General features: G+C 58.9%; 25 protein-coding genes. 13 read left to right on the forward strand and 12 right to left on the reverse strand.

What is annotated here, in order from left to right; genetic code table 11:
* The first annotated feature begins 41 nt into the window (after nt 1-41).
* The 5 genes from glnA (at nt 42) to ACW8F6_RS04125 (ending at nt 5,764) form a co-directional block, all read left to right on the forward strand.
* Nucleotides 42-1,445, forward strand: a complete 1,404-nt coding sequence (glnA, locus tag ACW8F6_RS04105) for a glutamate--ammonia ligase (RefSeq protein WP_491574575.1) — start codon at nt 42-44, stop codon at nt 1,443-1,445.
* Nucleotides 1,446-1,605: 160 nt separating this feature from the next.
* Nucleotides 1,606-2,133 carry a DUF4124 domain-containing protein gene (locus tag ACW8F6_RS04110; protein ID WP_491574576.1) on the forward strand — a complete coding sequence of 176 codons (528 nt, stop codon included), beginning with the start codon at nt 1,606-1,608 and terminating at the stop codon, nt 2,131-2,133.
* A gap of 195 nt (nt 2,134-2,328) precedes the next feature.
* Nucleotides 2,329-3,405: a nitrogen regulation protein NR(II) gene (glnL, locus tag ACW8F6_RS04115; RefSeq protein WP_491574577.1), complete on the forward strand. Its 1,077-nt coding sequence runs from the start codon at nt 2,329-2,331 to the stop codon at nt 3,403-3,405.
* On the forward strand, nt 3,392-4,828 hold the full coding sequence (glnG, locus tag ACW8F6_RS04120; protein ID WP_491574578.1) for a nitrogen regulation protein NR(I): 1,437 nt from the start codon (nt 3,392-3,394) through the stop codon (nt 4,826-4,828). The genes glnL and glnG overlap by 14 nt, the downstream gene beginning before the upstream one ends.
* Before the next feature lie 189 nt (nt 4,829-5,017).
* On the forward strand, nt 5,018-5,764 hold the full coding sequence (locus ACW8F6_RS04125; RefSeq protein WP_491574579.1) for a substrate-binding periplasmic protein: 747 nt from the start codon (nt 5,018-5,020) through the stop codon (nt 5,762-5,764).
* Between the two features lie 16 nt (nt 5,765-5,780).
* Here ACW8F6_RS04125 and ACW8F6_RS04130 read toward each other — a convergent pair whose 3' ends face one another.
* The 7 genes from ACW8F6_RS04130 to ACW8F6_RS04160 form a co-directional block, all read right to left on the reverse strand.
* Nucleotides 5,781-6,857: an MJ1255/VC2487 family glycosyltransferase gene (locus ACW8F6_RS04130; RefSeq protein WP_491574580.1), complete on the reverse strand. Its 1,077-nt coding sequence runs from the start codon at nt 6,855-6,857 to the stop codon at nt 5,781-5,783.
* A 14-nt stretch (nt 6,858-6,871) separates the two neighbouring features.
* The gene (locus ACW8F6_RS04135; RefSeq protein WP_491574581.1) at nt 6,872-7,420 is read right to left on the reverse strand and encodes a phosphatase PAP2 family protein; all 549 of its coding nucleotides are present in this window, start codon (nt 7,418-7,420) and stop codon (nt 6,872-6,874) included.
* A gap of 78 nt (nt 7,421-7,498) precedes the next feature.
* Nucleotides 7,499-11,089 (reverse strand): translocation/assembly module TamB domain-containing protein, encoded by a 3,591-nt coding sequence (locus tag ACW8F6_RS04140; RefSeq protein WP_491574582.1) that lies wholly within the window; start codon nt 11,087-11,089, stop codon nt 7,499-7,501.
* Nucleotides 11,090-12,838, reverse strand: coding sequence for an autotransporter assembly complex protein TamA (locus ACW8F6_RS04145; protein ID WP_491574583.1), 1,749 nt, complete (start codon nt 12,836-12,838; stop codon nt 11,090-11,092). It abuts the gene before it with no gap.
* A gap of 131 nt (nt 12,839-12,969) precedes the next feature.
* Complete coding sequence (secB, locus tag ACW8F6_RS04150; protein ID WP_491574584.1) at nt 12,970-13,485, reverse strand: protein-export chaperone SecB; 516 nt, start codon at nt 13,483-13,485, stop codon at nt 12,970-12,972.
* 78 nt (nt 13,486-13,563) lie between these two features.
* Nucleotides 13,564-13,836, reverse strand: a complete 273-nt coding sequence (gene grxC / locus ACW8F6_RS04155) for a glutaredoxin 3 (protein WP_491574585.1) — start codon at nt 13,834-13,836, stop codon at nt 13,564-13,566.
* Nucleotides 13,837-13,931: 95 nt separating this feature from the next.
* Nucleotides 13,932-14,342, reverse strand: a complete 411-nt coding sequence (locus ACW8F6_RS04160) for a rhodanese-like domain-containing protein (protein WP_491574586.1) — start codon at nt 14,340-14,342, stop codon at nt 13,932-13,934.
* A 299-nt stretch (nt 14,343-14,641) separates the two neighbouring features.
* On the opposite strand from ACW8F6_RS04160, the gene gpmI reads away from it, so the two are divergent.
* The 6 genes from gpmI (at nt 14,642) to ACW8F6_RS04190 (ending at nt 20,267) form a co-directional block, all read left to right on the forward strand.
* A complete protein-coding gene (gene gpmI / locus ACW8F6_RS04165) occupies nt 14,642-16,186 on the forward strand; it encodes a 2,3-bisphosphoglycerate-independent phosphoglycerate mutase (RefSeq protein WP_491574587.1) in 1,545 nt (514 codons plus the stop codon).
* A 75-nt stretch (nt 16,187-16,261) separates the two neighbouring features.
* Nucleotides 16,262-16,522 carry a hypothetical protein gene (locus ACW8F6_RS04170; RefSeq protein ID WP_491574588.1) on the forward strand — a complete coding sequence of 87 codons (261 nt, stop codon included), beginning with the start codon at nt 16,262-16,264 and terminating at the stop codon, nt 16,520-16,522.
* Between the two features lie 74 nt (nt 16,523-16,596).
* A complete protein-coding gene (locus ACW8F6_RS04175) occupies nt 16,597-17,400 on the forward strand; it encodes a murein hydrolase activator EnvC family protein (RefSeq protein ID WP_491574589.1) in 804 nt (267 codons plus the stop codon).
* A 131-nt stretch (nt 17,401-17,531) separates the two neighbouring features.
* Nucleotides 17,532-18,911: a S41 family peptidase gene (locus ACW8F6_RS04180; protein WP_491574590.1), complete on the forward strand. Its 1,380-nt coding sequence runs from the start codon at nt 17,532-17,534 to the stop codon at nt 18,909-18,911.
* Nucleotides 18,912-18,913: 2 nt separating this feature from the next.
* Nucleotides 18,914-19,741: a divergent polysaccharide deacetylase family protein gene (locus tag ACW8F6_RS04185; protein ID WP_491574591.1), complete on the forward strand. Its 828-nt coding sequence runs from the start codon at nt 18,914-18,916 to the stop codon at nt 19,739-19,741.
* Between the two features lie 298 nt (nt 19,742-20,039).
* Entirely contained in the window at nt 20,040-20,267 is a 228-nt protein-coding gene (locus tag ACW8F6_RS04190; protein WP_491574592.1) for a DUF6316 family protein, read from the forward strand.
* A 372-nt stretch (nt 20,268-20,639) separates the two neighbouring features.
* Here the strand turns inward: ACW8F6_RS04190 and hisF are convergent, their stop codons facing one another.
* The 5 genes from hisF to ACW8F6_RS04215 form a co-directional block, all read right to left on the reverse strand.
* A complete protein-coding gene (gene hisF, locus ACW8F6_RS04195) occupies nt 20,640-21,413 on the reverse strand; it encodes an imidazole glycerol phosphate synthase subunit HisF (RefSeq protein ID WP_491574593.1) in 774 nt (257 codons plus the stop codon).
* A gap of 22 nt (nt 21,414-21,435) precedes the next feature.
* Nucleotides 21,436-22,167 (reverse strand): 1-(5-phosphoribosyl)-5-[(5-phosphoribosylamino)methylideneamino]imidazole-4-carboxamide isomerase, encoded by a 732-nt coding sequence (gene hisA / locus ACW8F6_RS04200; RefSeq protein ID WP_491574594.1) that lies wholly within the window; start codon nt 22,165-22,167, stop codon nt 21,436-21,438.
* A gap of 21 nt (nt 22,168-22,188) precedes the next feature.
* Nucleotides 22,189-22,839: an imidazole glycerol phosphate synthase subunit HisH gene (hisH, locus tag ACW8F6_RS04205; RefSeq protein WP_491574595.1), complete on the reverse strand. Its 651-nt coding sequence runs from the start codon at nt 22,837-22,839 to the stop codon at nt 22,189-22,191.
* Nucleotides 22,840-22,841: 2 nt separating this feature from the next.
* Nucleotides 22,842-23,432 (reverse strand): imidazoleglycerol-phosphate dehydratase HisB, encoded by a 591-nt coding sequence (gene hisB, locus ACW8F6_RS04210; RefSeq protein WP_491574596.1) that lies wholly within the window; start codon nt 23,430-23,432, stop codon nt 22,842-22,844.
* A 67-nt stretch (nt 23,433-23,499) separates the two neighbouring features.
* Nucleotides 23,500-23,823: an STAS domain-containing protein gene (locus ACW8F6_RS04215; RefSeq protein ID WP_491574597.1), complete on the reverse strand. Its 324-nt coding sequence runs from the start codon at nt 23,821-23,823 to the stop codon at nt 23,500-23,502.
* A gap of 96 nt (nt 23,824-23,919) precedes the next feature.
* Between ACW8F6_RS04215 and ACW8F6_RS04220 the strand changes: the two genes are divergently transcribed.
* Both ACW8F6_RS04220 and ACW8F6_RS04225 read left to right on the forward strand, forming a co-directional pair.
* Nucleotides 23,920-24,210: a hypothetical protein gene (locus ACW8F6_RS04220; protein ID WP_491574598.1), complete on the forward strand. Its 291-nt coding sequence runs from the start codon at nt 23,920-23,922 to the stop codon at nt 24,208-24,210.
* Nucleotides 24,211-24,271: 61 nt separating this feature from the next.
* The gene (locus tag ACW8F6_RS04225) at nt 24,272-26,350 is read left to right on the forward strand and encodes a TonB-dependent receptor (RefSeq protein ID WP_491574599.1); all 2,079 of its coding nucleotides are present in this window, start codon (nt 24,272-24,274) and stop codon (nt 26,348-26,350) included.
* Nucleotides 26,351-26,504: the final 154 nt, after the last annotated feature.

Genomic DNA, 26,504 nt, shown 5'->3' on the forward strand with positions numbered 1-26,504 from the left:
ACACACAATTTGTTAACCGGTCTGACTACTCGGAGGCATCCATGTCAAAAACTTTAGACCTGATCAAAGAACACGAAGCCAAATGGGTCGATCTGCGTTTTACCGACACCAAAGGTAAAGAGCAGCACGTATCTTACCCAGCCAGCACTATCAGCGAGTCTTTCTTTGAAGAAGGTCGCATGTTTGATGGCTCCTCCATCTCCGGCTGGAAAGGCATCAACGAATCCGACATGATCCTGATGCCCGACGACGACGCGTCTGTGATGGACCCCTTCACCGAAGAGCCCACCGTGATCGTGCGCTGTAACATCGTTGAACCTTCAACCATGCAAGGCTACGACCGCGACCCGCGCTCGATCGCCAAGCGCGCTGAAGACTACCTGACCTCAACCGGTCTGGGCGACAAGGCCCTGTTCGGTCCTGAGCCAGAATTCTTCATCTTCGACAGCGTGCAGTTCAACTCTGGCATGGGCAGCTCCTTCTACAAGATTAACTCTGAAGAAGCAGCCTGGTCTTCAGGCGATGATTTCGACGGCGCCAACACCGGCCACCGTCCACGCGTAAAGGGCGGCTACTTCCCCGTGCCACCACTGGACAGCTTGCACGACATCCGCGGTGCCATGTGTAACGCCATGGAAGCCATGGGCCTCGAAATTGAAATTCACCACCACGAAGTGGCCACCGCTGGCCAGTGTGAAATTGGCGTTGGCGCCAACACCCTGGTGAAGAAAGCCGACGAAGTGCAGATCCTGAAGTACTGTGTACACAACGTGGCCCACGCCTACGGCAAAACCGCCACCTTCATGCCCAAGCCCCTGATTGGCGACAACGGCTCTGGCATGCACGTGCACCAGTCTTTCTCGAAAGACGGCGTGAACCAGTTTGCCGGCGACAGCTACGCTGGCCTGTCTGAAACGGCCCTGTACTACGTGGGCGGTATCATCAAGCACGCACGCGCACTGAACGCCTTCTGTAACGCCTCTACCAACTCTTACAAGCGTCTGGTACCTGGCTTTGAAGCACCGGTCATGCTGGCTTACTCTGCCCGCAACCGCTCTGCGTCAATCCGCATTCCTTTCGTACAGAGCGCCAAGGCCAAGCGTATTGAAACCCGCTTCCCAGACCCAACTGCCAACCCCTACCTGTGCTTCTCAGCTCTGCTGATGGCCGGTATCGACGGCATTCAGAACAAGATTCACCCAGGTGAAGCAGCGTCTAAAGACCTGTACGACCTGCCGCCAGAAGAAGAAGCGGAAATCCCAACTGTGTGTTCAAGCCTGGAGCAAGCCCTGGACGCTCTGGATGCAGACCGCGAGTTCCTGACCCGTGGCGGCGTCTTCTCCGACGACTTCATCGACTCGTACATCGAGCTGAAGAAGGCCGACATCCAGAAGATCAACATGACCCCACACCCCGTAGAATTCGAACTCTACTACTCGGTGTAAGCGACCATTCTCCTCGCAAGAGGAGAACGGCAGCACAAAAAGGCCCGCAGGGAAACTTGCGGGCCTTTTGTTTGTCTGATTGATAGGCCGCCTTGGTTTATACTCCCGCTATTGCTGTGCCCAGCTGCCCGAATCAGCCGCGCCTAACGAGGAACGCTTTATGAAATTACTGCTCAGCCTGACCCTTAGCCTGGCCCTGTGCACGTTGGCCCAAGCGCAGATTTACAAAACCACCGATGAAAACGGCAAGGTGATCTTTACCGACACGCCCACCGACAAAGCCGAGGCGGTGGAATTGCGGGAAACCAACGTGGCGCCGGGCTCCGAGCGTATTAAATTACCGGCCAAGGGCGCCCCAAAGGACAGCCCCGAATTGCCCCCCTACCAGCTGTACATCAATAGTCCGGCACCGGAAACTCACCTGAACCCCGGCGATCGCAATCTCACGGTCAGCTTTGAGGTTAACCGCAAGCTGGAGCCCGGCCTGCGCTACCAACTGCTTTCCAACGGCGAGCCCATCGGCAGCAGCAGCACCGGCAACAGCATTACCGTGCCCGAGATTTACCGGGGCGAGCACCAAATCAGCGTCATTGTGTACGACCAGGATCAGCGAGTGCTGGCCGAATCATCCCCTGTCACCGTTTACGTGCACCGCGCTCAAGTCCCCCGCCCCACCCCGCGCAATTAAGCCCAAGAGCACCAAAAGCAATCGCCTCAATCTTTTGACGCACCAATATGGTGCGTCAGCGCGTTATGGGCTAGGCTAAACGCCTCACTTTGGGGAGCAACTTCCCCACCACAGCCCGAAAATCGCGCAATTTCAACTTGGTTTAGTTTTTGCAGGGTTGTGTTCACCTGCCTTCGGGCTCGCAATGGTGTTGCCGTGACTAAATCCGATCTCACTTTCAGAACCCTGCTCGACAGCCTAAATACCGCGGTGGTGGTAGCCGATGCCAAGCTGCGGGTGCAGCACATCAACCCCGCCGCAGAAATGCTGTTGGCCATTAGCGGCGAGCGGGTGGTGGGCGAGCAACTGATCAACTTTGTGCACGAATCAGAGGCGGCCCGGCTAGACCTGCAAGAGGCGTTAAATGAACAACACCAGTTCACACGCCGGCGCGCGGAGTGGACACTGGGCAGCGGCACCCACCTTACCGTGGACTACACCGTCACACCGCTAAGCCAGCCCGCCGGCTTGCTAATAGAAATTCAGCCCCTGGATAGATTGCTGCGCATCTCGCGGGAAGAGGCCCTGTTGTCGGCCCAAGACACCAGCCGCAATCTGGTGCGCGGTATGGCCCATGAAATTAAAAATCCCCTGGGCGGTATTCGCGGTGCAGCGCAATTGCTGGCGCGCGAGCTGGACGACGGCAGCTTGAAAGAGTACACCCAGGTGATCATCGAAGAGGCAGACCGGCTGCGCAACCTGGTGGATCGGATGCTGGGCCCGCGCCAGCCGCCCAATTTACAGCCCATTAATATTCACCAGGTTCTAGAGCGTGTGTGCGTGTTAGTCGACGCCGAAAGCGGCGGCCAGGTGACGATCACCCGCGATTACGACCCCAGTATTCCCGATTTGTTAGGCGACGCCGAACAGCTGGTACAGGCCACGCTGAACGTGGTGCGCAACGCCATGCAGGCCCTGCAGGAAAACCAAATCGAACAGGGACACATAGCCCTGCGCACGCGTATCCAGCGGCAATTCACCATCGGCCGCTACCACTTCGGGTTGGTGTGCCGCATCGACATTATCGATAACGGCCCCGGCATTCCCAAAGAGCTGATAGAAGATATTTTTTACCCCATGATTTCGGGGCGCGCCGAAGGCACCGGCCTGGGCCTGGCCATCTCGCAACAGCTCATCAACCAGCACCACGGATTGATCGAATGTGAAAGCTGGCCGGGACAAACCCAATTTACGATTTACATACCCATGGAACAGCCCAATGCAAAAAACTAATCGCGTTTGGATCATCGACGATGACCGCTCTATTCGCTGGGTGCTGGAAAAATCGCTGCAACAGGCGGGCCTAGAAACCCGCAGCTTTGAGTCTGGCGAAAGTGTCATGGCCAACTTGGCGCGCGACCTGCCCGACGCCATTGTCAGCGACATTCGTATGCCCGGCATCGACGGCCTGGCACTACTGGAACAAATTCACGAGAGTCACCCGGCGGTTCCCGTGATCATCATGACCGCGCACTCGGACTTGGACAGCGCCGTGCAAGCCTACCAGGGCGGCGCCTTTGAATACCTGCCCAAGCCCTTCGACGTGGACGAGGCAGTGGCGGTGACCAAACGTGCACTGGCACACGCGCAAGAGCAAAAAGCGCAGGCCCCGGCGCCGGAAGATGACGAGGTGGGCACAGAAATCATTGGCGAAGCCCCTGCCATGCAGGAAGTTTTTCGGGCCATTGGCCGGCTGTCGCAATCCAACATCACTGTGTTGATTAACGGCGAGTCCGGCACCGGCAAAGAACTGGTGGCACGCGCACTGCACCGGCACAGTCCGCGCAAGCAGGCGCCTTTTATCGCACTGAATATGGCGGCCATTCCCAAGGATCTGATTGAATCCGAACTGTTCGGCCACGAAAAAGGCGCTTTCACCGGTGCCGGCGGCCAGCGCCAGGGGCGCTTTGAACAGGCCAACGGCGGCACCCTGTTTTTAGATGAAATCGGCGATATGCCCGCCGATACGCAAACCCGCCTGCTGCGCGTGCTGGCCGACGGCGAATTCTACCGGGTAGGCGGCCACACGCCGGTTAAAGTGAATGTGCGCATTATTGCCGCCACGCATCAAAACCTGGAAAAGTTGGTGGCCGACCACCGCTTCCGCGAAGATCTCTTTCACCGCCTGAATGTGATCCGCATTCATATTCCGAAGCTGGCTGAACGGCGCGAAGACATTCCCAAGCTGGCGCAATTCTTTTTGCAAAAAGCGGCGCGGGAGCTGGGCGTCGAGCCGAAAACCCTGCAGGGCGATGCCGAGAATATTTTGTGCAACCTGAACTGGCCTGGCAATGTGCGCCAGCTGGAAAACACCTGCCGCTGGATCACCGTCATGGCCAGTGGGCGCGAAGTGCAATCCAGCGACCTACCACCAGAACTACTGGAGACACAGGACAAGGGCATAACCAATGGCGAGTGGGACAAGGCGCTGCGCGCCTGGGCCGACCAGGCGCTGGCACGGGGCCAGCAGGATATCCTCAGCCAGGCGGTGCCCGCCTTTGAGCGCGCGCTTATCGAAACGGCGCTCAAGCATACCGCCGGGCGCAAGCGCGACGCCGCCAATCTCTTGGGCTGGGGCCGCAATACCCTCACGCGCAAACTCAAGGAGCTGGGTATGAACGACGAAGCTGGCGATGATGGCAGCGACGACGAATAGCCCTCGCCTCTCCTGGGGGCACAAGAGACCGCCCCGCCGCCCGATCGCGACGCTGGTAAGTTTTTATTATGTGACGCTGCGTTTTAATTCAAATTAAAACCTAGCCCACGCGCGCGGCCCCTCTAATCTCAATAGAGTGACCGCGCGCCTTAGGCACGCCGGTCAGCCCCTTTGCATCAGGAGCGCACTATGGCCGTGTGCAGACTCGCATTCATCGGGGTGATACTGCTGAGCTTAACTAGCTTTTGCGCCAGCACTCAGGCGAGAGCGCTTAGGTTTATCACCTCGTCGTCCATTCCTCCCTATTTCATCGTCGAGGATAGCCGAGGCATTGTCAGCGATTTGATGCAAGAGGCGCTGGCGCTTCACGGCTACGACATTCACTTCAGCTACTCCACCAATCGACGGCTGATGGCCGAGTTATTATCGCGCCGGGTTGATGGTGCCTTTAATTTTCCACCCGGCGAGATAGCAGGGTTCTACTATTCAGACCCGATAGTGCACTACCAGAATGTGGCCGTCACACTGAGTCACCGACAGCTCACTATCGACAGCGTCGACGACCTGCACGACAAATCAGTCATCGCCTTTCAAAACTCAGCGCTGTTTTTAGGGCCGGCATTTGGCGCCATGGCGAGCGCCAATCCGCGCTTCGAAGAAGTTAGCAAGCAGCGTTCACAATTATTTATGCTGTTTATGGAACGCACAGACGTCATTGTTTTGGATTTAAAAATTTTCCTGTATTACTTGATGGAAATCCAACAAATCGCGGGGATGCAGCAACCCTTTACCATTCACCCGCTGTTTCCCATTGCACCGCGCTACGCGCTGTTTGCCGATAAAAAAATCCGGGACGACTTTAATGCGGGGCTAAAGTCGCTGAAAACCACGGGTGCCTACGACGATATCGTGCGCCGCTACCTGCCCCAACACTAATCCGCCCGTCGACAACCTAGCTAGCTGTCAAATGCCGCTCGAAATTGACGGCAAGCTTGGGCTGCTGAACTTGCGTTTGATTCCACAACCGGTTGGCCAACGCCTGCACCGATTCGCGCCGGCCATCCTTTAGCCACTTGGCAATTGCCTGCGCCACATCGGGGTAGTGCAAAGGCAAAGCCGCCGGCGCTGCCAGAAAATCGCGCAGGGGCGCGGGATTTAGGTGGTGCATAATTTGTGCGCGCTCTAGCAGCGCCAGTGCACGGGCATTAGAGCCCTGCTCAAATTGCCCTTGCAAAGGCTGCACCAGCAATTTCTTACCGAGACTCAAGGCCTCTGAGGGCAGTTCAAAGCCCGCGCCGCAAATCACCCCCTCGGCCACCGCCAAATCCTCTTTGAATCCCGAGCGGGAATAGGGTTTAACTTGGATATGCCCCTCGCTGAAGGGCGCGTCCACACCGCTGTAAAATACAAATTTCACCTCGGTAAACGGACGCAATAAATCGAGCACCCGCTCGGTGGAATCAAAGGGTAAATACACTAAATAGCAACCGGGCAGCGGCGCCCGATAGGCTTGATCCGGCTCAATCATTGGCGGCAGTACCGGGCCGCCAAAGCTGTCCCAGTGCAATCCGATGGCGGTGCTCACCGGCGCGAACCAACGCAGAATAAGTCGCGACGCCAGATGAAACGGCATCTTTGGCACCTTGGCGCGAAACGCGTACTGATGGCCAATGCCAATACACTCGCGCCCGCGCAGTTTTGCCGCCCAGGCCGTCACCGGCTCAAAATCCGTGAGAATTAAATCGTAGTCCTGGACATTTAAGTCTCGCACGTCGCGCCAGAACTTAGCCATATCGGCGTTAATCAGGGTGTATATTGGCCGCACGCGACCATCGGCAAGCGCAAAGGTAAATCCCTTGCGCGTGCGGTAGTGACCAAATATTTCCATGCCAAACAATTCTTCGCGCGGGCGGCCGCTCAATAGCACATCGACCTCGAAACCCATCTGTCGCAGCCAGGGTACCAGGGCGCGCGCGCGCGTGATGTGACCGTTGCCGGTTGCCTGTACGCCATACAATATTCGCTTCACTTTTGCTCCCCGGTTTACGACAGTGAATAGAAGCCTGCGCCGAGGAGACAGGCATTTACCAGCAGTACGCAACCGGCCCCCAGCAAGGCACCGGCGAGAATATCGCCGGGAAAGTGCACGCCCAATACCACCCGCGCGGCGCCCACCAGCGTCACCGCCGCGGCCAGCAGCACAAAGGCATCCAAATAGAAAATTCCCAACAAGCCGGCAAATACAGCTGCAGCGGCCGTGTGGCCCGAGGGAAAACTGAATTCATCTGCCGGCACCAAACTGTGCCAGCAATTGAGTTGACGAAACGGGCGAGCGCGTTTAAAAAGACGCTTGAGCCCTATGTAGAGCGGCAACTCCAAGGCGTAACTACACAGCCCAGCCAATAAAAATACGCGCCCGCGCTGGGGCTCAAATAGCGCCAACAAAACGCCCACCACTAAATACAAAGGGCCATCGGCGAGCCGGGATATACAGCGTGCGAGTGTTTGCACCCGCCCTTGGTTCGTTGCGGTAGCAAGAAACAGAAAGGCTTTAGTATCCGCCTGATTGAGCCGTGTGATCGCATTTTTCATCATGCGTTCAGTGTCTGATTACGGCGTGAACCCTGTATGACACGGGGGTGAAGATTTAGTGACAGCTACGCCCGCTCGCTAGGGGTTGGGCGTCTCTGGAGCCAATTCTGCGGCGGCCTGTTCGGGTGTGGGTGGTTTTGAATCCCAACTGTACGTTAAGTCGATGGCCTGAGTTTCACCGGAGGATGTTTCCAGAGTGAGCTGGTCGGACAATTTGTACTGCACCACAAAATTGCCCGCCGCGCCGATCAGACCGTAGACGTACTTCACATACAATTTATCGCTGAGGCGTTTACCGGCGGCAATGGAACTGCCACCCGTGGTTGTCTCTTCAATGGAAATGTCCGACAGGCCCAGCTGGCCGCCAATGCGCTGCAGCAGCGGCAGCGCCTGCTTCAGCCCGAGGCTCAGCGCCGCCGACTGCATATCCACCAAGTCGCCTTGGCCCGATTGCGAAATGGGCTTGCCGCTGACGATGTACGCCAGTATGTCTGCCTCGCTCATAGGCGGACTCGAATACAGCTCTGTTTTTGGATGCTTGGCCGTACCCGTTAACCAGATACCCGCCTCTACATCGTCAATTTTACGCGCGGCGCGCACGTCGAGCGCCGGATTGTCCACGGGGCCGGAAAAAATTATGCGGCCGTCTTCAATATCGAGCTTTTGCCCGTAGCTGCGAAAGCGCCCCTCAGGCAGCCCCACCACGCCGTGCATCGAGTTGGCGCGCAGCGCGTCGCGGCTGTAGCGCAAATTCCCATTCACCGAGGTGGTCAATCCAAAGCCTTCGAAATTGACATTGCTGCCCAAACGCAGCGTGACGTCGCTGGTTAGGTTCAGCAGACTGCGCTGGGGCTGGGATTGTTCGACACCGTACACGCGCGCATCCTCCGACACGCCCACTGCCGATTCCGGCAGCTGCTTTAATGTGAGGCTGGAGTTTTCCACCAACACCTCGCCCGACAAACGCCAATCGCGGCCGCGACCGCGCAAGGTGAGATCGGGACTGGCGCGCAACGTTACGTCGGGTAGATTAACCAGTGTCAAATGTTGACCGGCAATGCGCAATTTGGCGTCAAACAAACGCTCCGACAAGGGCACCGACATATCGCGTGCCGGCGTCACCAGGCCTTCAACCGTGGCACTGCCCTCGCCCAGCTTGCCGCCGCCCGACACCTGCAAATTGCCGCGCTCGGCTTCGAGCACCAGGCGCCAATCATTTACCTCAGTGCCTGCTGCCGGCACCAGCATGGACAACTCCGATACCACAATGCGGCCGTCGTAGACCGGATCTGCGCGCCCCTTAGGGAGACTGAGCGCGAGGTCCATGGTGAGCTTGCCATCCAGGGCCTGCACGCTGGGCACAAAAGGCTGCAGATAGCGCAGCTGGCTAACACTACCGCGCAGACTGCCTTCGGCCTCGCGATTGGCATCCAGCCACTGGCGCGCACTGGCGGTGAAGGTCACGCGCTCTCGGTCGGCCAGCTCGGCGGTACCCAGGGCGTCCAATTGTTTTTCATCGCCGGCAATGCGCAATCGGAAACTCTCGATAGGTAAATCCAGTGCGGTTTCACCACTTTCCTCGTAGCGCAACCCCGCACCTTTCAGCGCCATGGCCACATCCAGCGTCAACCCGGTCAGCGCGCCCTGGGGAAATTTAGCCGCCACCTGCCAGTCGGCACTGGCTTCGCCGCGCAACTGCCAACCCACTGGCAAACTGTCGTAGTAATCGGTATAGAGACTGCGCTCGCGATCAAGGAAAAACCCCGCCACCCGCCCGCTGACCTGTAGCGCCTGCCAATCGCGCACGTGCAAACTATCCCAACACAGGCGCACGCGCTGTTGCTGCAGGCACAGGGGCTCCCACACAAGCTGCGAGGCGTCCACTTCGCCGGCACTGGCCTGTTCGAGCGTCCAGGCCTGGGCGTGAAACCCATCGACCAATGACAAGGCCGTGATGCGGGGGCGCCAACGCGCGCCCTCAAACAAGTCGCTAAAATTCTGTGCCGCCGGCAAGCTCAAGGCGCCCTCAAGGGTCAGCTGATTGAGGGCCAGCCCCGCCTCGGCCGCCACGCCCTGCACTCGCAGCGTGTGGGCACCGGCCGTGCCCGCAATGGACGCACTAACATCACCCAGTGCTTGCCCCGCCTGCGTCACTGACTTGGCGGCCACAGAAAAGGTTTCCACCTTTAACCCCGACAGGCGCTGCTGCAGGGTCGCCGAGGCGGCCGCGCCCGCCTGGATATCGGCATTCAACAGCAGCTCACCCACCTGCCAGTCGGCCAGCGCCAGCGCGCGACCGTCCACACTCAGCTGGGCGGTGGGCGCCGACACTGTGCCCGACAGCGCCAGGCGCACATCCGCCGCGCCGGCCAGCTCGGGCACCATATTGCCGAGATTGCGGGTGTTAAGCGCGGCCTTTACCCGCACCTGCTCGTCAAACCCATAGTAGGCATCGCCAATCAATTGACCCGACTCGCCCACCAACGACAAGCCGCGCACGCCCACGCCCGACGGCTGCACGTAAAACGCTGCGTTGCCCGTGAGCGGGCGGGCGCCAAAATTCAAATCCATGTGCGCCAGCGACCAGTTCAGATCCACGCCGTCGGCCAGCGTGTGCAAGGTCAATTGCGAGCGCAAACTGACGGAGGACTCGGCCAGTGCAGGCGGCAGCCAATGGGCCAGCGACAGTTTGTCCGCCCGAACCTGCAGCGCCATTTGGAACTGCTCGGCCCAATTCAGGGTGCCACTGGCGTGCACCTGCCCCTCGGCAAAGGTGCCTACCACCGAGTGCAATTGCGCCTGCGACTGCGCAAAATCCACGTCGCCAGCGAGCGTCAAACGCGTATCGATCGGCGCTTGCTCAAAAGGCCAGCGCAAATCCGCCTCGCCGATCACCGCCAGCTGCATCCCCTGCAATTGCAGGTCAAGTGTACCGCTGGGGGAGGCAAAATCTTCTGTGAGCGGGTGCTCGAAGTTTTCCCACTGCAGATTGGCTCGGCACCCCAGAACCGTTTCCACCTGGCAACTGCCTTTGGCCTTCACGCCGTGGGAGCCGAGGTTGGCTTCAAATTCCAGGATTTCGCGCAATCGCGCGCGCGCCGAGAGCTGATAGTCCACGCCCTCGTAATTGAGCTGCAAGTTGGACACTATCACTTTGTCGCCGCCGGCCACCAAGCGCGCGCGAAAATCGGGAATGTGCCATTCGCCATCGGGCTGCTGAATGCGGATATTCTGACCCTGCAAGCGCTTTATGCCGATTTGTACCGGCAGCGCGAGCACCGGTAGCGAGGGCGGGCTCGCGTCAGCCTCGGCAGCGGGTAACTGCACGGTTACATCATTCACCAACAATTGGCCCACATCCACCCGGCCCGCCAACAGCGCCAGCGGTTGCCAACGGAACTGCAGCTCGCCCGCGGCTATGTGCTCGAAGCCGTAGAGGTCCGGCTGATCGGTGGACACGCTAATTTGACGCAGGCGCAAGCCGCCCCAAACGCTGCCAGTGAGCTCGTAGAATTGCACTGTCACGGGCAGCAGTGGGAGGGCCCGCTGCATCGCGAATCGGGCGCCGGCCTCGGTAAACACCAAGGCGCCCAACAGCACGAACAGCAGCGCCAGCAACAGGCACAGGCCGCCGGAGAGGTAAAAAGCTGTGCGTTTTACCCACGCCATTTATAAATCGGCTCCCACAGATAGATGCAGGCGGTAGGTGTCTTTGGGGTCGTCTGGATCCAGCGGGTGCGCAATGTCCAGGCGCAGCGGGCCCACGGGTGAATACCAACGAATACCCAGGCCGACCGCGCGCTTTAGCTCCAGCACGGTATCAAAGGCGTTACCTGCGTCCACAAAAAGCGAAGCCGACCAACTGGGTAAAAACAGGTAGTCGTACTCTGCGCTACCCACCACCAGATGGCTGCCGCCAATGACCTCGCCCTCGTCGTTCTTGGTACCCAAAGAGTTGTACTGGTAGCCGCGCACGCTGTTGTCGCCACCGGTAAAAAAGCGCACCGAGGGCGGCAGGTCGGTAAAGTCGTCCTTTAAAGTACCGGCCAATTCGCCGCGCACCAATAACCGGCCCCGCTCCGAGAGCGGTATTATGAGCTTTGACTTGAACCGCAGCTGCATAAAGTCGGCATCGGAAAGCCAGTACTTGCTGCTGCCGGTGAGATCGCCCTCCAGACGAATACCCATGGTCTGGCGTACTTCATTGGGTGCACTGACCCAACTCAAACCCACGCCGGGCACGATCAGCAACTTGCGATCGGGTGCCTCGCTACCGATCACGTAGCTTTCGTTGCGCACGTTGATGCTGGTGTTGAGCACCCAGTCGTGGGGCAGCGCCTCCACCGCGCGAATGCGACTGGTGAGCGCCCGGCTCTCGTAGCTGACCGTATTCTCGTGAATAAGGCCTAGGTTGATGTCGTACCACTCGCGGGCTGCATCTTGGCGGGGAATCGTGTAGGTGCCCCCAAACTCTCTCAACGCCTGTGACCAAAGCGCATCGACTCGCCATTTATGTCCGCGACTATTGGCAAAGCGGTTGCGGTAATCGGCGCGCAGGCGGGCCCCCTGATCACTGGAAAAACCCACGCCCGCGCCGAAGCTGGTTTGGCTTTGCATGGCCAGGTCCACGTCCACTGGCACCGTTTGGTCGCCGCCCTGGTTATCGATGCGCGGATTGAGCAACACCTGCCGGAAATAATCGCTGCCCTGCAGGCGACTGTAAATTTTTTGCACCGCATCGCTGGTGTAAGGTTCGCCGCGGACATTGCCGGCCAGGCGCCGCAAAAACTGCGGCTCCAAGCCCACGTCGGTAAAGCGGTATTCGCCGAAGAAAAAACGCGGCCCCAGATTAAAAGCCAGGCGCACGTCGGCCGCCAGTTCGGCCGGGTAGATGGCCAGCTCGGCCTCGCTGAAACTGGCGCGCCAGTACCCCTGCGCGCGGGCGCCCTCCAAAAGTGCCGACTTGTAATCGTCGTAGGCTTGATGGACCAGGTCGTCGCCCACTTGCAACTGCGGCACCTGAATGAGCGCGCGCAACTCTGGATCGATATCGGGAGGTAAATCATCAACGGTGACTTGCACGGTGCGCAGCTGCACCCTCGGCCCGGGATCAACCTGTAACTGCAGCTGCCAGCAATCCTGCTGCTCGCTAAATTGCTGTTCGATGGTGGGGTGATAGTATCCAAAGGCGTTGAGCGCCGCGGCGGCTTCGTCTTTGGCCCCCTTGCGGTGTTGTGTTAAGCGCCAGCGGGGGGCATCGCAAGGCTCGGCGGAGAGCGATAGATGGGCCCGAATATTGTCGGCCAAATGCTCCGGTACTCCCGCTACCTGCACGTCCGCGGCCGCGTCGGCAATCAACCACAGGCCGACCAGCCAGCGCGCAATCCGGGCGAGAGAATGGGCATGTAACGTGTGCATTCGGATGGCAGATCACCCAGCCTTTGATTCAGGAAAAATCCTACAAGAGCGCAGTGTGCCTTTAGGCGTGCCTCTTTGCCAAGCCAGAAACGAAAAACGGCGCCGAAGCGCCGCTGTAGCACCGCTCAGAATTACTGCTCGGTGGCGGGTTGGGCTGCACCCTCTGCCTGCTGCTTGGCCTTGGCTTGCTGAACCGCGTGCGCAAACAATGCGTCGAAATTTACCGGTGGCAGCATCAGCGCAGGGAAGCTGCCCTTTACTACCAGGTTGTCGACGGCCTCGCGGGCATAGGGAAACAAAATTTGCGGGCAGGCCGTGTTAAACAGCTGCGGTAATGCTTGCTCGGGCAGGCCGCTGATATGGAATAGGCCACCCTGCTGCACTTCCACCAAAAACGCGGTTTCTTCACCCAGTTTGACGGTGATGGTGAGGGTCAACACCACTTCGTAGTTTGTGTCGTCAATTTTGGCCGTTTTGGTATTCAGCTCTTGATCGACCTGCGGCTTCCACTCTTTCATGAACGCTTTGACGCCCATGGGCGCTTCGAAAGACATGTCTTTCAGGTAAACGCGCTGCAGAGCAAACTGTTGTGCCGAGGATTGTGCTTCTTCGGCCGCTGCTGCGCCGGGAGTGTTTTCATCTGTCATGACTAGTGCCTTTCGATATCGCTAATTATTTAGAGTTGTTGTTAGAGAATTCCTAACATGTGGGCGCAGGGCCCAAATTCAAGCCCCGCCAGTGTCGCCAACCAGCAGCGCGTCCAATTTACCTGCGCGGTCCAGCGCCCACAGCTCGTCAAAACCGCCCACATGGGTGTCGCCCACCCAAATTTGAGGGACGGTTCGGCGTCCGCTGCGACGCATGACGTCGGTGCGCAGTTCGGGATTGCGGTCCAGATTGATGTCTTCATAGGCCACCCCCTTCTGGCTGAGCAATTGCTTGGCGCGCACGCAGTAGGGACAGATGGTGGTGCTATACACGGTAACGGGGACGGTCATAGGGACTCCTACACACTTGAATGGCCTGAATGTCAGGCGCTATTGCCACAATAATGCGGCCCTTAGACGCACATTCAAGTGCTGAGTTACAAGTCTTACTTTTTAACCAGTGGCAAGTTCTGCCCCTGCCACTCGGCCATGCCGCCGCCCAGGCGCGCCACGTCAAAGCCCTTGGCGCGCAATAAACGTCCTGCGGCACCGGTGTGCTGCCCCAACTTATCCACCAACACCAGGGTTTTGCCCTGATGCTTCGCCAGTGCATCGGCCTCTTTCTCGAGCTTGTTGTGCGGCAGATTAATGGCATCGACGATATGCCCGGCCTTGTATTCGGCGGCGTCGCGAATATCAATCAAGACGGCGTCACCCTTGTTAATCAGGGCAGTCATCTGATGGATAGACAGGGTGGCGCCCGCTTTGGCCCCTTCGCGCCAGAAATAGACGTATACCAACAATGCCAACATCGCCACCAGCAACCACTGCTCGGTGAGAAATATAATAAAATCCACGGGTGTTCCTTTGTTCGAGTCTCGCGAGCGCGCCAGTATAGCGACTCGCCTTTCAAAAAGCATGGCATGCAGACACCTCGGCCGGCATTTCGCCCCACAGCGCGGCGCTAAACCGACCAGTGCGGCGCAACCAAGACAGCTTTAATCTATTGCCGCGCAGTTTTACCGCGTCCGTGCCACTTACCGGCGGCATATCGGCCAAAGATTGCCCGCATCAAGGGTCGGTGTCATAGAGTTATCACCCCGGGACAGGGTAGAATTGCCCTCCCGTTTCAGTTGATTTAAAAGGCTCTCCGTTCATGTCTGCCAAAAAGCCCCTGGTATTAATCATTCTCGATGGATTCGGCTACTCCGAACGCACCGAACACAACGCCATTCGCGCCGCCAAAATCCCCACCTGGGACAAGTTGTGGGGCGAGAATCCGAAAACCCTGATTAACACCTCTGGATTGGCAGTGGGTCTGCCGGAAGGCCAGATGGGCAACAGCGAAGTGGGCCACATGACCCTGGGTGCTGGGCGCGTGGTGTACCAGAGCTACACCCGCGTGAACAAAGCCATCAGCGACGGCGACTTCTTCACCAATGCCGCCTACTGCAACGCCATCGACAAAGCTGTCAGCGCCGGCAAGGCCGTGCACGTCATGGGCTTACTCTCGCCCGGCGGCGTGCACAGCCACGAGGATCACCTGCTGGCCATGCTGGACCTGGCCGCTCAGCGCGGCGCCAAAGAAATCTATCTGCACGCCATGCTGGACGGCCGCGACACGGCACCGCGCAGCGCGGAGGCCTCGCTGGCCAAAGCCCAGGCCAAATTTGACGCCTTGGGCGTGGGTCGCATCGCCAGTATTATTGGGCGCTTCTACGCACTCGACCGCGACAACCGCTGGGATCGGGTGCAAGCTGCCTACGACCTGATGACCACCGGCGCAGCTGAGTACGATGCCGACGACGCAATCGCCGGCCTGCGCGCAGCCTACGCGCGCGATGAAAACGACGAGTTTGTGAAGGCCACCGTGATTGTGGCCGAAGGCCAAGAAGTGGCCACCGTCAACGACGGCGACGCGCTGATTTTCATGAACTTCCGCCCGGACCGCGCCCGCGAAATTACCCGCGCCTTTGTGGAGCCCGACTTCGACGGCTTTCAGCGCGAGCTGGTACCGCAACTGGCGGATTTTGTGATGACCACCGAATACGCCGCCGATATCAAAGCGCCCTGCGCATTTCCGCCGGAGTCTATGGCCAACTCGCTGGGCGACTATCTGTCCAAGCTAGGCAAAACCCAATTGCGCATAGCCGAAACCGAGAAATACGCCCACGTGACCTTCTTCTTCAGCGGCGGCCAGGAAGCCCTGTACGCGGGCGAAGAGCGTATCCTGGTGCCGTCGCCCCAGGTGGCCACCTACGACCTGGCTCCGGCTATGAGCGCGCCAGAAGTCACGGAAAAGCTGGTGGCAGCCATCGAATCGCAAAAATTTGATGCCATCATTTGCAACTATGCCAATTGCGACCAGGTGGGCCACTCAGGTGTTTTCGACGCCGCCGTTCAAGCGGTGGAGGCCGTCGACGAGGCACTGGCAAAAGTGCTGGCGGCGCTGGCCAAGGTGGGCGGCGAGGCCTTGATCACAGCCGATCACGGCAATGTGGAAGAAATGTTTGACGATGCCACCGGCCAAGTCAGCACGCAGCACACCACGCTGCCGGTACCCTTCGTGTATGCCGGCGAGCGCCGCCTGGCACTGGCCGACGGCGGCTCGCTGGCCGATGTCGCGCCAACCATGCTGGCACTCATGGGTATCGAACAACCCTCAGAAATGACCGGTAAGAACCTCGTCAAATTCCTGTAATGTCGCACTGGCGTTTGAGCGCCCAGCATTTTATGCTGGGCGCTCAGTGAATGTGCCACTCTACTCAGGTCAACTATGAAGTTTATTCTCGCTACAGCCTTCGCCCTCAGCCTGGGGTTTGCCCCGCACCTGTTCGCTCAAGATCAGGCCGCTTACCAAGCCAAGCTGGAAGAGCTACAGGCCATGATTCAAAAGCTGGAAGGCGAACTGGATGCGGCAAAAAGCAGCCGCGACAGCCTCAGTGTTGAGCTCAAACGCAATGAGAGTGACATTGCCGAATTGCTCAAAGACATCGAGCGCATCAACAGCGAATTGGCGGCACAAAAAAAAAGCTAGCAGAGCTTAATGCCGAGCAGGCGCGACTGACCGAGGCCGAGCGCGGCCAGCAACAGCAATTTCGCGAGCAACTGGTGGCGGCCTATAAATCGGGCAGCCCCTCACAACTGCAATTGCTATTGACCCAAACGCAGCCCGAACTGATTTCGCGCATGGCACACTACAACGCGGCCCTGCTGGCGGACCGCCAAGGCAAAATCACCGCCTACCAAACCACCCTGGCAGAGCTGGCGCAAATCGCCCCAGCCATCGAGCGACAAACCGCCAAACTCACCGCCACCCAACAAGATTTGGCGCGCGAGCACAAGCGCCTGGCCGAGCGCAAAGCCGAACGCCAACGCACTCTGGCCCAACTCAACAGCGCCATCAATTCAAAAGATGCTCAGCTGCAAAAATCAGAAGCCGATCGCGCCCACCTTGAAAAAGTATTGGCCGAAGTGGCTCGTCAGCTTAGCGACGTGGCACTGGCCCTTCCCGGCCAGCCTTTTACACAGCGCAAAGGTAAGATGGGCTGGCCCACACAGGGCACGCTGACGGCGCGTTTTGGCAGCCTGCGGGCCGGCAACCAACTGCGTTGGCAGGGTGTACTCATTGGCGCGCCAGAGGGGCGAGAGGTAAAGGCTATACACCAGGGCCGGGTAGTTTTTTCTGAGTATATGCGCGGCCAGGGCATGCTGATAATTATCGACCACGGCAACAACTACCTGAGCCTGTATGCACACAATCAGGTGCTGTACAAAGAAACCGGCGACTGGGTCGCCGATGGCGAAGTCATCGCGCGGGTGGGCGCCAGTGGTGGCCAATCCAAACCCAGCCTCTACTTTGAAATCCGCCACGCCGGCAAACCCCTAGACCCGTCGCACTGGTGTCGCGGCTGATCGCAAACGCGCCGAATGCGCTGAACTCCCGTGCCTATTTATTGCCTACCTATGAACAATTGCCCGCGCCATGCATTACACTGTAGTGAACACTGTCGTTGCGGCCCCACCGATTCAGGAGCAACCCTTTCATGAAGTATCCGCGTTCCCTTCGCGCCTCGCGCGTCGTCCCACTCATTGCCGCCGCCGGCCTGGCTCTATGCCTGAATGGTCCGGTGTGGGCCGACGACAGCCAAAGCGAAGATCCAGGTCTGCTGCCACTGGACGACCTGCGCACGTTTACGAAGGTCTACGACCACATCCGCCAGGGCTATGTGGAAGACATTAGCGACCGCACGCTGCTGGAATATGCCATTAAGGGCATGCTGTCCGAGTTAGACCCGCACTCCTCTTACCTGGACGCCAATTCCTTCGAAGACTTGCAAACCAATACCACCGGTGAATTTGGCGGCCTGGGCATCGAAGTGGGCATGGAGGACGGCTTCGTCAAAGTAATCGCTCCCATGGACGACACCCCGGCATCGCGTGCGGGGATCGAACCGGGCGACCTGATTATTAAACTTGGGGAAAAGTCCGTGAAGGGCATGAGCTTGAGCGAGGCCGTCAAGGCCATGCGCGGCCCCAAGGGCAGCGAAATCGAGGTGACTATTGTGCGCGAGGGCGAAGACCAGCCTCGCGAGCTCACCCTCATTCGCGACGCCATTAAAGTAAAAAGCGTGCGCGCGCGCCGCATGAGCGATGACTACGCCTATGTGCGTATCGCCCAATTTCAACTGGGCACCGGCAAAGACATGATTGACGCCATCAACAAGCTGCAAAAGAAAGCGCCGCTGCAAGGCATTGTGCTCGATTTGCGCAATAACCCAGGCGGCGTGCTGCAGGCCTCGGTGGAAGTGGTCGACGCCTTCGTCGAAGAGGGCCTCATCGTCTACACCGAGGGTCGCATTGAAAACGCCGACAACAGCTACAGCGCCACGGCCGGAGACATCACCAACGGTCTGCCCATTGTGGTATTGATTAACGACGGCTCGGCCTCGGCCTCCGAAATTGTCGCCGGCGCCCTGCAAGACCATCGCCGCGCTATTATTTTGGGCACCGAAAGCTTTGGCAAAGGCTCGGTACAAACGGTGATTCCCATTAGTGAAGAGCGCGCTATTAAACTCACCACCGCGCTCTATTTCACCCCTAGCGGTCGCTCCATTCAGGCCCAGGGCATAGTGCCGGACATCCATGTAGAGCGCGCTAAACTAACCGCCATCCGCCCTCGATCGCAGTACACTGAGGCGGATCTGTCGGGGCATTTGGATAACGCCAATGGCGGCGAAGAGAGCAAAGCCAAACAGCGCACTAGCGCGCAGCAGGAGCACCGCGAAATGCTCGAGAAAGACAACCAGTTGTTTGAGGCCATTAACCTGTTAAAGGGCTATAAGCTGTTTGGCCGCACCCTCAATGCACCGGCAAAGGAAGCCGAAGCGACGGTCATCAGCGCCAACGGCCATACACACGACTAATCGTGCGCAGCGGTTGGCAGTGGCTGTGGTTGGCAGCGGCATTAGCGGTGCAGGGATTGGCCGCCGCGCCGCACCAGCGCGACGGTGACAGCGCCTACTTAGCCATCATCATCGACGACATTGGCTACCAGCGCGACACTGCCGAGGCACTGATCGCGCTGCCCTTTGCACTCAGCTTTGCCGTACTCCCCGAGGCACCTCACTCTCAAACTCTGGCGCAAATGGCCTGGCTGCGCGGCAAGGCGGTGATGCTGCACATCCCCATGGCCACGGTTAATGGCGCGCGCCTGGACCCAGGCGGCCTCGATGCGAATCTACCCGCCACACACATTGGCGAGCGCCTGCGCGCGCACTTTGCGCGCTTTCCCCAGGCCGGGGGCATGAACAACCACATGGGCAGCCTGCTCACCACCCAGGCTTTACCCATGCAGGCCGTGATGAGTGCACTGGCAAGTCAGCAGCGCTACTTTATCGACAGTAGAACCCACCCCCAGAGCGTTGCGTTTACAGTGGCCAAACAACAGGGCATTGCCACAGCCCAACGCGATGTCTTTTTAGACAATGTACAAACTCCAGAGGCCATCGCCGCCCAACTGGAAAAAGCGCAGAAAACCGCCAAAGAAAAGGGCTTTGCCATCGCCATCGGCCACCCCTACCCCACCACGCTCGCGGTATTAGCCCAACAACTGCCCCATCTGGACAAACAGATAAAACTAGTACCCTCGTACACCTATTTGAGACTTCTTTCACACAACCAGCAGGAGCCGCGTCACACAAACTCCCCTCTTTGGCGCGTAAAAACCCCTTGGAGACAGGGCTTAGCACGTTAATACGATAAAAATATGTCTAAACTATACCAAATTGATCTAAGTAATTTGCTTCATGTTCGATAAACTAAGCGGGTTGGCAACAAGGCGTGTGGCTAACGCTGTGCAAAGCAAGCTACCGCACAGCAAAAACACCCTTAGCAAGAACCCTTTAGGGTCGCTGCCGGCACCACCGTGGTCTTAGACTTGGCAATCCAATACCGGATTGCCCTGTAAAAGGGCCCCTCGTTTTGAGGGAATGGCCTCAGCATTAAAGAGGTCGCAAAGTCAGCTTACTGACATGACGAGAATAGGCATTACTATGAGTCTTCAACGAATGGGTGAACAGGGACACGTCCCCACACGTCAAGAACGCTTTTTTAACAAAGATGATTACTGGTATTACCGCACCCGCGAAGGCGTGGCCATTGGCCCCTTTGATAGCCTAAGCGAAGCCCGTGCCGGTGCATCTGAGTTTATCGAATTCATCATGGGCGCTGGGGCACCGCTAATTCCCACGCTCGAGCGCTACGGCCGCCACGCCGCCTAGCACCCGCTGCGCAAGTGCCACATTAAGCCGATACCCGGGCAACCCGGTATCGGCTTTGTCGTGCCTACCTCATAATCATGGGATTTAGTGCCGCACCGCCGGATACCGACCCGTCGCGGCCGACATAAATAGCGCTCAAGCAGATTTGCGGCTGGGCTAATCAGCTTAATCGGTGTGACTGCGCAAAAGGTGCAAGTCGCCAAGCCCGCATCATTGACGCAATACAACTCTCGCCTGGCTGCCGCCACCGCGACTCAAGCGCCATCGACCCGGCAGAGGCTTCAGATTCTCCGGAGCGAAGCAAACAACGAAGGAAGCATGCGGCCGTCAAAGCCAGACGCCACCGAGGCACCAGCTCTGGCGAGCGCGGCGTTACAGACGCATTTCGATGCCCTGGGCCGCCATGTGCGCTTTGGCCTGTGCAACTGTGTATTCGCCAAAGTGGAAGATACTGGCCGCCAGCACTGCGTCGGCGCCGCCCTGCAGCACGCCATCGGCTAAATGCTGCAGGTTGCCAACGCCACCCGAGGCGATGACCGGCACCGGCACCGCATCGCTTATTGCGCGCGTCACCCCCAGGTCAAAACCGCTTTTCATGCCGTCCTGATCCATGCTGGTCAGCAAAATTTCTCCGGCACCGTAGGCGGCCATGCGCACCGCCCACTCCACGGCATCGATGCCGGTGGGCTTGCGCCCGCCGTGGGTAAAGATTTCCCAGCGCGGCGCCTCGTCAGGCGCCGACACCCGCTTTGCATCTATCGCCACCACAATGCACTGGGCGCCAAAGCGGTCGGAGGCCTGCTTCACAAACTCCGGGTTAAACACAGCCGCTGAGTTGATAGAGACCTTGTCGGCACCGGCATTTAACATGCGGCGGATATCGTCCACTGTCCGAATCCCCCCGCCCACCGTAAGCGGGATAAACACCTCGGAGGCAATGGCCTCTACGGTATGCACCGTGGTCTCGCGCTCTTCGTGGCTGGCGGTAATGTCTAAAAAGGTGATTTCATCGGCACCGGCCTGGTTGTAGCGGCGCGCCACTTCAACCGGGTTGCCGGCGTCGCGGATATCGAGAAATTGCACGCCCTTTACGACACGGCCGTTTTCCACGTCCAGGCAGGGAATGATTCGCTTTGCCAATGCCATGCTGCTCTCCTGTGCGAACGGCTTAGGTTGCGTCGCAGTAGCGCTGCGCTTCGGCCATGGTCAAGGTGCCCTCGTAGATGGCCCGGCCGGTAATGGCACCACAAATGCCTTGGTCGGAGACGGCCTTCAAGGCGCAAATATCGTCCATATTGGTAATACCGCCCGAGGCGATCACGGGAATGCTGGAGGCCCGCGCCATGGTCAGTGTTTGCTCTACATTCACACCCTGCATCATGCCATCACGGGCGATGTCGGTGTACACGATAGCGCTCACGCCATCGGCCTCAAAGCGCTTGGCCAGCTCGGTGGCCTGCACGTCGGACACCTCCGCCCAGCCATCGGTTGCTACCAAGCCGTCTTTGGCATCCAGCCCCACGATGATGTGGCCGGGAAAGGCTTTGCACATGTCGGTCACAAAGGCCGGCTCTTTCACCGCCTTGGTGCCAATAATGACATAGCTGACACCGGCAGCCAGGTAGGCCTCTATCACCTCGGCACTGCGAATGCCGCCGCCAATTTGAATAGGTAGGTCTGGGTAGGCCTTGGCAATGGCGTTTACCACCTCGCCGTTTACCGGCTTGCCCTCAAAGGCACCGTTGAGATCCACCAAGTGCAGCCGCCGGCAACCTTGCGCCACCCACTGAGCAGCCATGGCCACTGGGTCATCGGAAAACACGGTGGAGTCATCCATCAAGCCCTGGCGCAAGCGCACACACTGGCCGTCTTTGAGGTCGATGGCGGGAATAATTAACATGAGAATACCTAACCTAAGAAATTAAGACTGGCCGCGCCAGTTAACGAAGTTGCGCAGCAGTTGCAAACCCGCTGTGTGGCTTTTTTCCGGATGAAATTGCACGGCAAACAGATTGTCGCGCGCCAGGGCAACATCGAAGTCGACCCCGTAATGACAGCGGCCAACCACCAACTCGGGCGTTTCTGCGCGCACAAAATAGGAGTGCACAAAATAGAATCGACTGAGATCGTCGATGCCCTGCCACAGCGCGTGATCCACTTGGGTCACCTGATTCCAACCCATATGTGGCACCTTTAACCGCTCGGTGCCCGTGAGGCCGCGCAGCGCTTGGCCAAAAAACCGCACTTGGCCCGGCAAAATATTCAGGCAGTCAACGCCGCCATTTTCCTCGCTGTGGGTCATCAACGCCTGCATGCCCACACACACACCCAGCACGGGCTTGCCGCTGGCAACTTGCTCGCGCACCAGCTGGTCAAACTTCAACCGGCGGATTTCAGCCAGGCAATCCCTGATGGCACCGACGCCCGGAAACACCACCCGATCGGCACTGGCAACCAGGGCCGGGTCTGCCGTGACGAGCACTTGATCGTCGGGCGCCACATGCTGCAGGGCGCTGGCCACCGAGTGCAAGTTGCCCATACCATAGTCAATTACTGCAATGGATTGCGCCATCGTTACAGGGTGCCCTTGGTCGACGGCATCTGGCCCGCCATGCGCGGGTCCTGCTCCAACGCCATGCGCAGCGCGCGGCCAAAGGCCTTAAATACGGTTTCAATTTGATGGTGCGCGTTGAAGCCGCGCAAGGTATCGATGTGCAGTGTGACCTGGGCGTGATTCACAAAGCCCTGGAAAAACTCCCAAAACAGCTCGGTGTCAAAGTTGCCAATGCGCTTTTGCGTAAAGGGCACCTCCATGATCAAACCCGGGCGACCGGAAAAGTCGATGACGACCCGCGACAGGGCCTCATCTAAAGGGACATAGGCATGACCATAGCGGCGAATGCCCTTTTTATCCCCCACCGCCTTGGCGATGGCCTGACCGATAGTGATGCCTATATCCTCCACCGAATGGTGATCGTCGATGTGCGTGTCGCCCTTGCAGGTGACATCCAGATCGATCATGCCGTGGCGGGCAATCTGGTCCATCATGTGCTCTAGGAACGGCACGCCGGTATCGAACCGACCCTGGCCTTTGCCATCCAGATTAAGGTTTACGGAAATTTGCGTTTCCAGCGTATCGCGGCTGACGTTGGCGGTGCGCTCCACTACGGGACTCCAGTGGCTGGTTTTCGAGGAGCGGGGATTATATAGGCTGCGACAGGGGCTGCCCAGCTCAGGGGCGGGGGATTATGGTAAAAAGGCTTTCAAAATTGGCATAGCCAAGCAATCTACACACATCATTACTGCAATCCACCAAGGAAAATTGCGCCGGGCCCAGACCTGTCAGGTCGCGCAATATCAGTAGTTGCGCCAAACCCGCGCTGTCTATGGCCGTACACTCGCGCAGGCACACTTCGCACTTGCGCACACGCCCCAGGTAAGGCTGGTAGGCGGCCCGAAAAGCCGCGTGGGCCTCCAATCCAAATCGACCGCTGACGGTCAAGCGCAGGGTTTGATTGGGGTCTAATTGCGCCTCAGTCACGGCTGTTTTAGTCAAAAATTGCCCTCTTTCGGGTGGTCTGCACAGGCTCTGGCAGATTGGCACCAACATCAGTAGACTAGACCACTTAGCCACAACTTCACAACACCGACCATGCTGAGACGCACTGCCTTCGCCAAACGCCGCGCGCTGCTTTTTGCAGTCATGGCGCTGTGCCTGGTCTTTGCGCAGGCACTCGAAGTACAGCACGATCACCAGCAACTCAGTGCCGATTGCTATCTGTGTCAGCAATCCACAGTGCTGGCCTGCAACGATGAAAAGCCCCAGCTTCAGGCGCCCGAGCACGGCACTTGGCTGGAGACTTCCCCCTACCACCGGTTGCACCGCGACCTGGAAAAGCGCGGCAAGCGCGATCCGCCCCAAACCCACGAAATTTCAGCCTAACCCCCCAATCTATTAAATGCTGGAGCCCGACGCCTGCCGTACGGGCCGTGGAGTACTGAACATGCTATTTGCTTTATCCGCCCCTCACTGGGGTCGCACTGCGTTGTGGCTGGCCGTTGCCGGCGCCGCAGCCCCCACCCTTGCACAAACTGAGCGCTCAGACCTGGAGGAGGTGGTGGTCACCGCCTCGCCCCTCGGCAAAACCGGCGACACCCTCAGCCAGCCCGCCTCGGTTCTCAGCGGCGAGGCCCTGCGCCGCAAAGCGGCTGCCACCCTCGGCGAAACCCTGCAGCAAGAGCCCGGCATCACTTCGGCCAGCTTCGGCCCCGGGGTGGGCGCACCGGTTATTCGCGGCCAAAGTGCCAACCGGGTGAAAGTGATGCAAGACCATCTGGGCACAGGCGACGCCGCCAGTTCCAGCCCCGATCACGCCAACACCGTGGAGCCTTTGCTCGCCGACCGCATTGAAGTATTGCGCGGCCCAGCCACACTGCGCTACGGCAACGATGCCATTGGCGGCGTGGTCAACGTGCTGGACAACCGCATCCCAGCAAGCCCCATTGAAGGTATCGAGGGCGCCGGCGAATTACGCTATCAATCGGTGAATCAGCAGCAAACCGGCGTGGGCTTTGTGCAGGGCGGCAACGGACAGTTGGCATGGCACCTCAGCGGCACCACTAGCACCAGCGACGATGTGCGAATCCCGGGCGACGCTCACCACCCCTCGGTGCACGAAGACGAAGAGGATGAGGCCGAAGAAGCCCACGGGCGCGTGGAAAACACCCAGCGCGAGGCCCACAGCTACGCACTCGGCTCAGCCTTTCATTACGATGCGGGCTTCATTGGCCTTGCCATATCACAATCGAGCAATAACTACGGTATTCCACCGGGTGCCCACGTACACCACGAAGAAGATCACGAGGATCATGAGGCGCACGAAGAGGACCATGACGAGCACGAAGAGGACCATGACGAGCACGAAGAAGCGTTTATTCGCATCGACATGGAACAAACCCGCTACGACCTCAAAGGCGAACATACTTTAGGCGACGGTTGGGCCGAAAAAGTCACCTACCGCCTGGGCTACACCGACTACCAGCACACAGAACTAGAAGGCCAGAAAGTAGGCACGCGCTTTGCAAACAAGGCTTGGGAGGGCCGCGCCGAGCTGATTCATCGCAATAGCGACGCCCTACGCGGCGCCTTGGGCTTGCAGTATCAGGTGCGCGACTACGCCGCCATTGGCGAAGAGGCCTTTGTGCCCAAATCGGACCTCCAGAACCTGGGTGCCTTTGCCCTGCAGGAATACACCACTGGCCAGTGGGTACTGGAACTGGGCCTGCGCGGCGAGTACGCCGAGCTCGCGCCCCAGGGCCACGCAGCGCAGGACTTCACCACCCTGAGCGTCTCGGGTGCCGCACACTGGCACTTTACCGATGCCAGCCACCTCACCTTTGGCCTGGCCCGCGCTCAGCGCGCGCCCGCCGTTGAGGAACTGTTTGCCAATGGCCCACACCTGGCCGAGCAAAACTACGTCCTGGGCGACGAGGCCCTGGAAGCCGAGACCAGCAACAATCTGGAGCTGGCCTACCACTATGAAGGCCCGCTACACCTGCAGCTGAACCTGTTTAACAACCAAATCGACAGCTTTATTTACAAGGCCAACACCGGCGCCGAACTGGACGAATTGCCGGTGTATCAATTCACCCAGCAGGACGCGCGCTTTTACGGCGCCGAGGCCGCCCTGGGCCTGCCCTTTGCCGAACATTGGGAACTCAGTCTGTCGGCAGACACTGTACGTGCAACCCTGGACGATGACAGCGACGTTCCGCGCATCCCGCCCGCCCGAGTTGGCCTGTCAATCAGCTACGCCGACAGCCACTGGAATGCCGAATTGCGCACCACCCAGGTAAGCGAACAGCGCCACCCGGGCGAGGGCGAGCTGGCGGTGGATGGTTACACCCGTGTCGATGTGAGCGCTAGCAGGGCCTTTGAAATGGGCGCCAATCAATCGCTGCTGGTGTTTATGCGCGGCAACAACCTCGGCAATGCCGAAATTCGCAATGCCACCTCCTTCTTGCGCGCCTACGCACCCGAGCCAGGCCGGTCCCTTGAACTGGGGCTAAGGTTTGCCTTCTAACCTCCTCTAAAATCGGCGAATTCCCAGGGCGCCACTTCTGGTCGTCCAGGGGATTCCCGGGGCCGCCCCATGACAGTGTGGCCCGGACAACCCACTCCGGGTGTTTAAATGTGGGCGCCAGGACCACACACGATAAAATTTGAGAAATTTACCT

It is taken from the genome of Simiduia sp. (genome assembly GCF_058345725.1).

Excerpts from the sequence above, each read along its gene's own strand:
- ACW8F6_RS04225 (WP_491574599.1), top strand. The coding sequence starts at position 24,272 with ATGCTATTTGCTTTATCCGCCCCTCACTGGGGTCGCACTGCGTTGTGG.
- gpmI (WP_491574587.1), top strand. The coding sequence starts at position 14,642 with ATGTCTGCCAAAAAGCCCCTGGTATTAATCATTCTCGATGGATTCGGC.
- glnA (WP_491574575.1), top strand. The coding sequence starts at position 42 with ATGTCAAAAACTTTAGACCTGATCAAAGAACACGAAGCCAAATGGGTC.
- ACW8F6_RS04220 (WP_491574598.1), top strand. The coding sequence starts at position 23,920 with ATGCTGAGACGCACTGCCTTCGCCAAACGCCGCGCGCTGCTTTTTGCA.
- secB (WP_491574584.1), bottom strand. The coding sequence starts at position 13,485 with ATGACAGATGAAAACACTCCCGGCGCAGCAGCGGCCGAAGAAGCACAA.
- hisF (WP_491574593.1), bottom strand. The coding sequence starts at position 21,413 with ATGGCATTGGCAAAGCGAATCATTCCCTGCCTGGACGTGGAAAACGGC.
- hisH (WP_491574595.1), bottom strand. The coding sequence starts at position 22,839 with ATGGCGCAATCCATTGCAGTAATTGACTATGGTATGGGCAACTTGCAC.
- glnG (WP_491574578.1), top strand. The coding sequence starts at position 3,392 with ATGCAAAAAACTAATCGCGTTTGGATCATCGACGATGACCGCTCTATT.
- ACW8F6_RS04110 (WP_491574576.1), top strand. The coding sequence starts at position 1,606 with ATGAAATTACTGCTCAGCCTGACCCTTAGCCTGGCCCTGTGCACGTTG.
- ACW8F6_RS04145 (WP_491574583.1), bottom strand. The coding sequence starts at position 12,838 with ATGCACACGTTACATGCCCATTCTCTCGCCCGGATTGCGCGCTGGCTG.
- ACW8F6_RS04125 (WP_491574579.1), top strand. The coding sequence starts at position 5,018 with ATGGCCGTGTGCAGACTCGCATTCATCGGGGTGATACTGCTGAGCTTA.
- ACW8F6_RS04180 (WP_491574590.1), top strand. The coding sequence starts at position 17,532 with ATGAAGTATCCGCGTTCCCTTCGCGCCTCGCGCGTCGTCCCACTCATT.
- grxC (WP_491574585.1), bottom strand. The coding sequence starts at position 13,836 with ATGACCGTCCCCGTTACCGTGTATAGCACCACCATCTGTCCCTACTGC.
- ACW8F6_RS04170 (WP_491574588.1), top strand. The coding sequence starts at position 16,262 with ATGAAGTTTATTCTCGCTACAGCCTTCGCCCTCAGCCTGGGGTTTGCC.
- hisA (WP_491574594.1), bottom strand. The coding sequence starts at position 22,167 with ATGTTAATTATTCCCGCCATCGACCTCAAAGACGGCCAGTGTGTGCGC.
- ACW8F6_RS04135 (WP_491574581.1), bottom strand. The coding sequence starts at position 7,420 with ATGAAAAATGCGATCACACGGCTCAATCAGGCGGATACTAAAGCCTTT.
- ACW8F6_RS04140 (WP_491574582.1), bottom strand. The coding sequence starts at position 11,089 with ATGGCGTGGGTAAAACGCACAGCTTTTTACCTCTCCGGCGGCCTGTGC.
- ACW8F6_RS04190 (WP_491574592.1), top strand. The coding sequence starts at position 20,040 with ATGAGTCTTCAACGAATGGGTGAACAGGGACACGTCCCCACACGTCAA.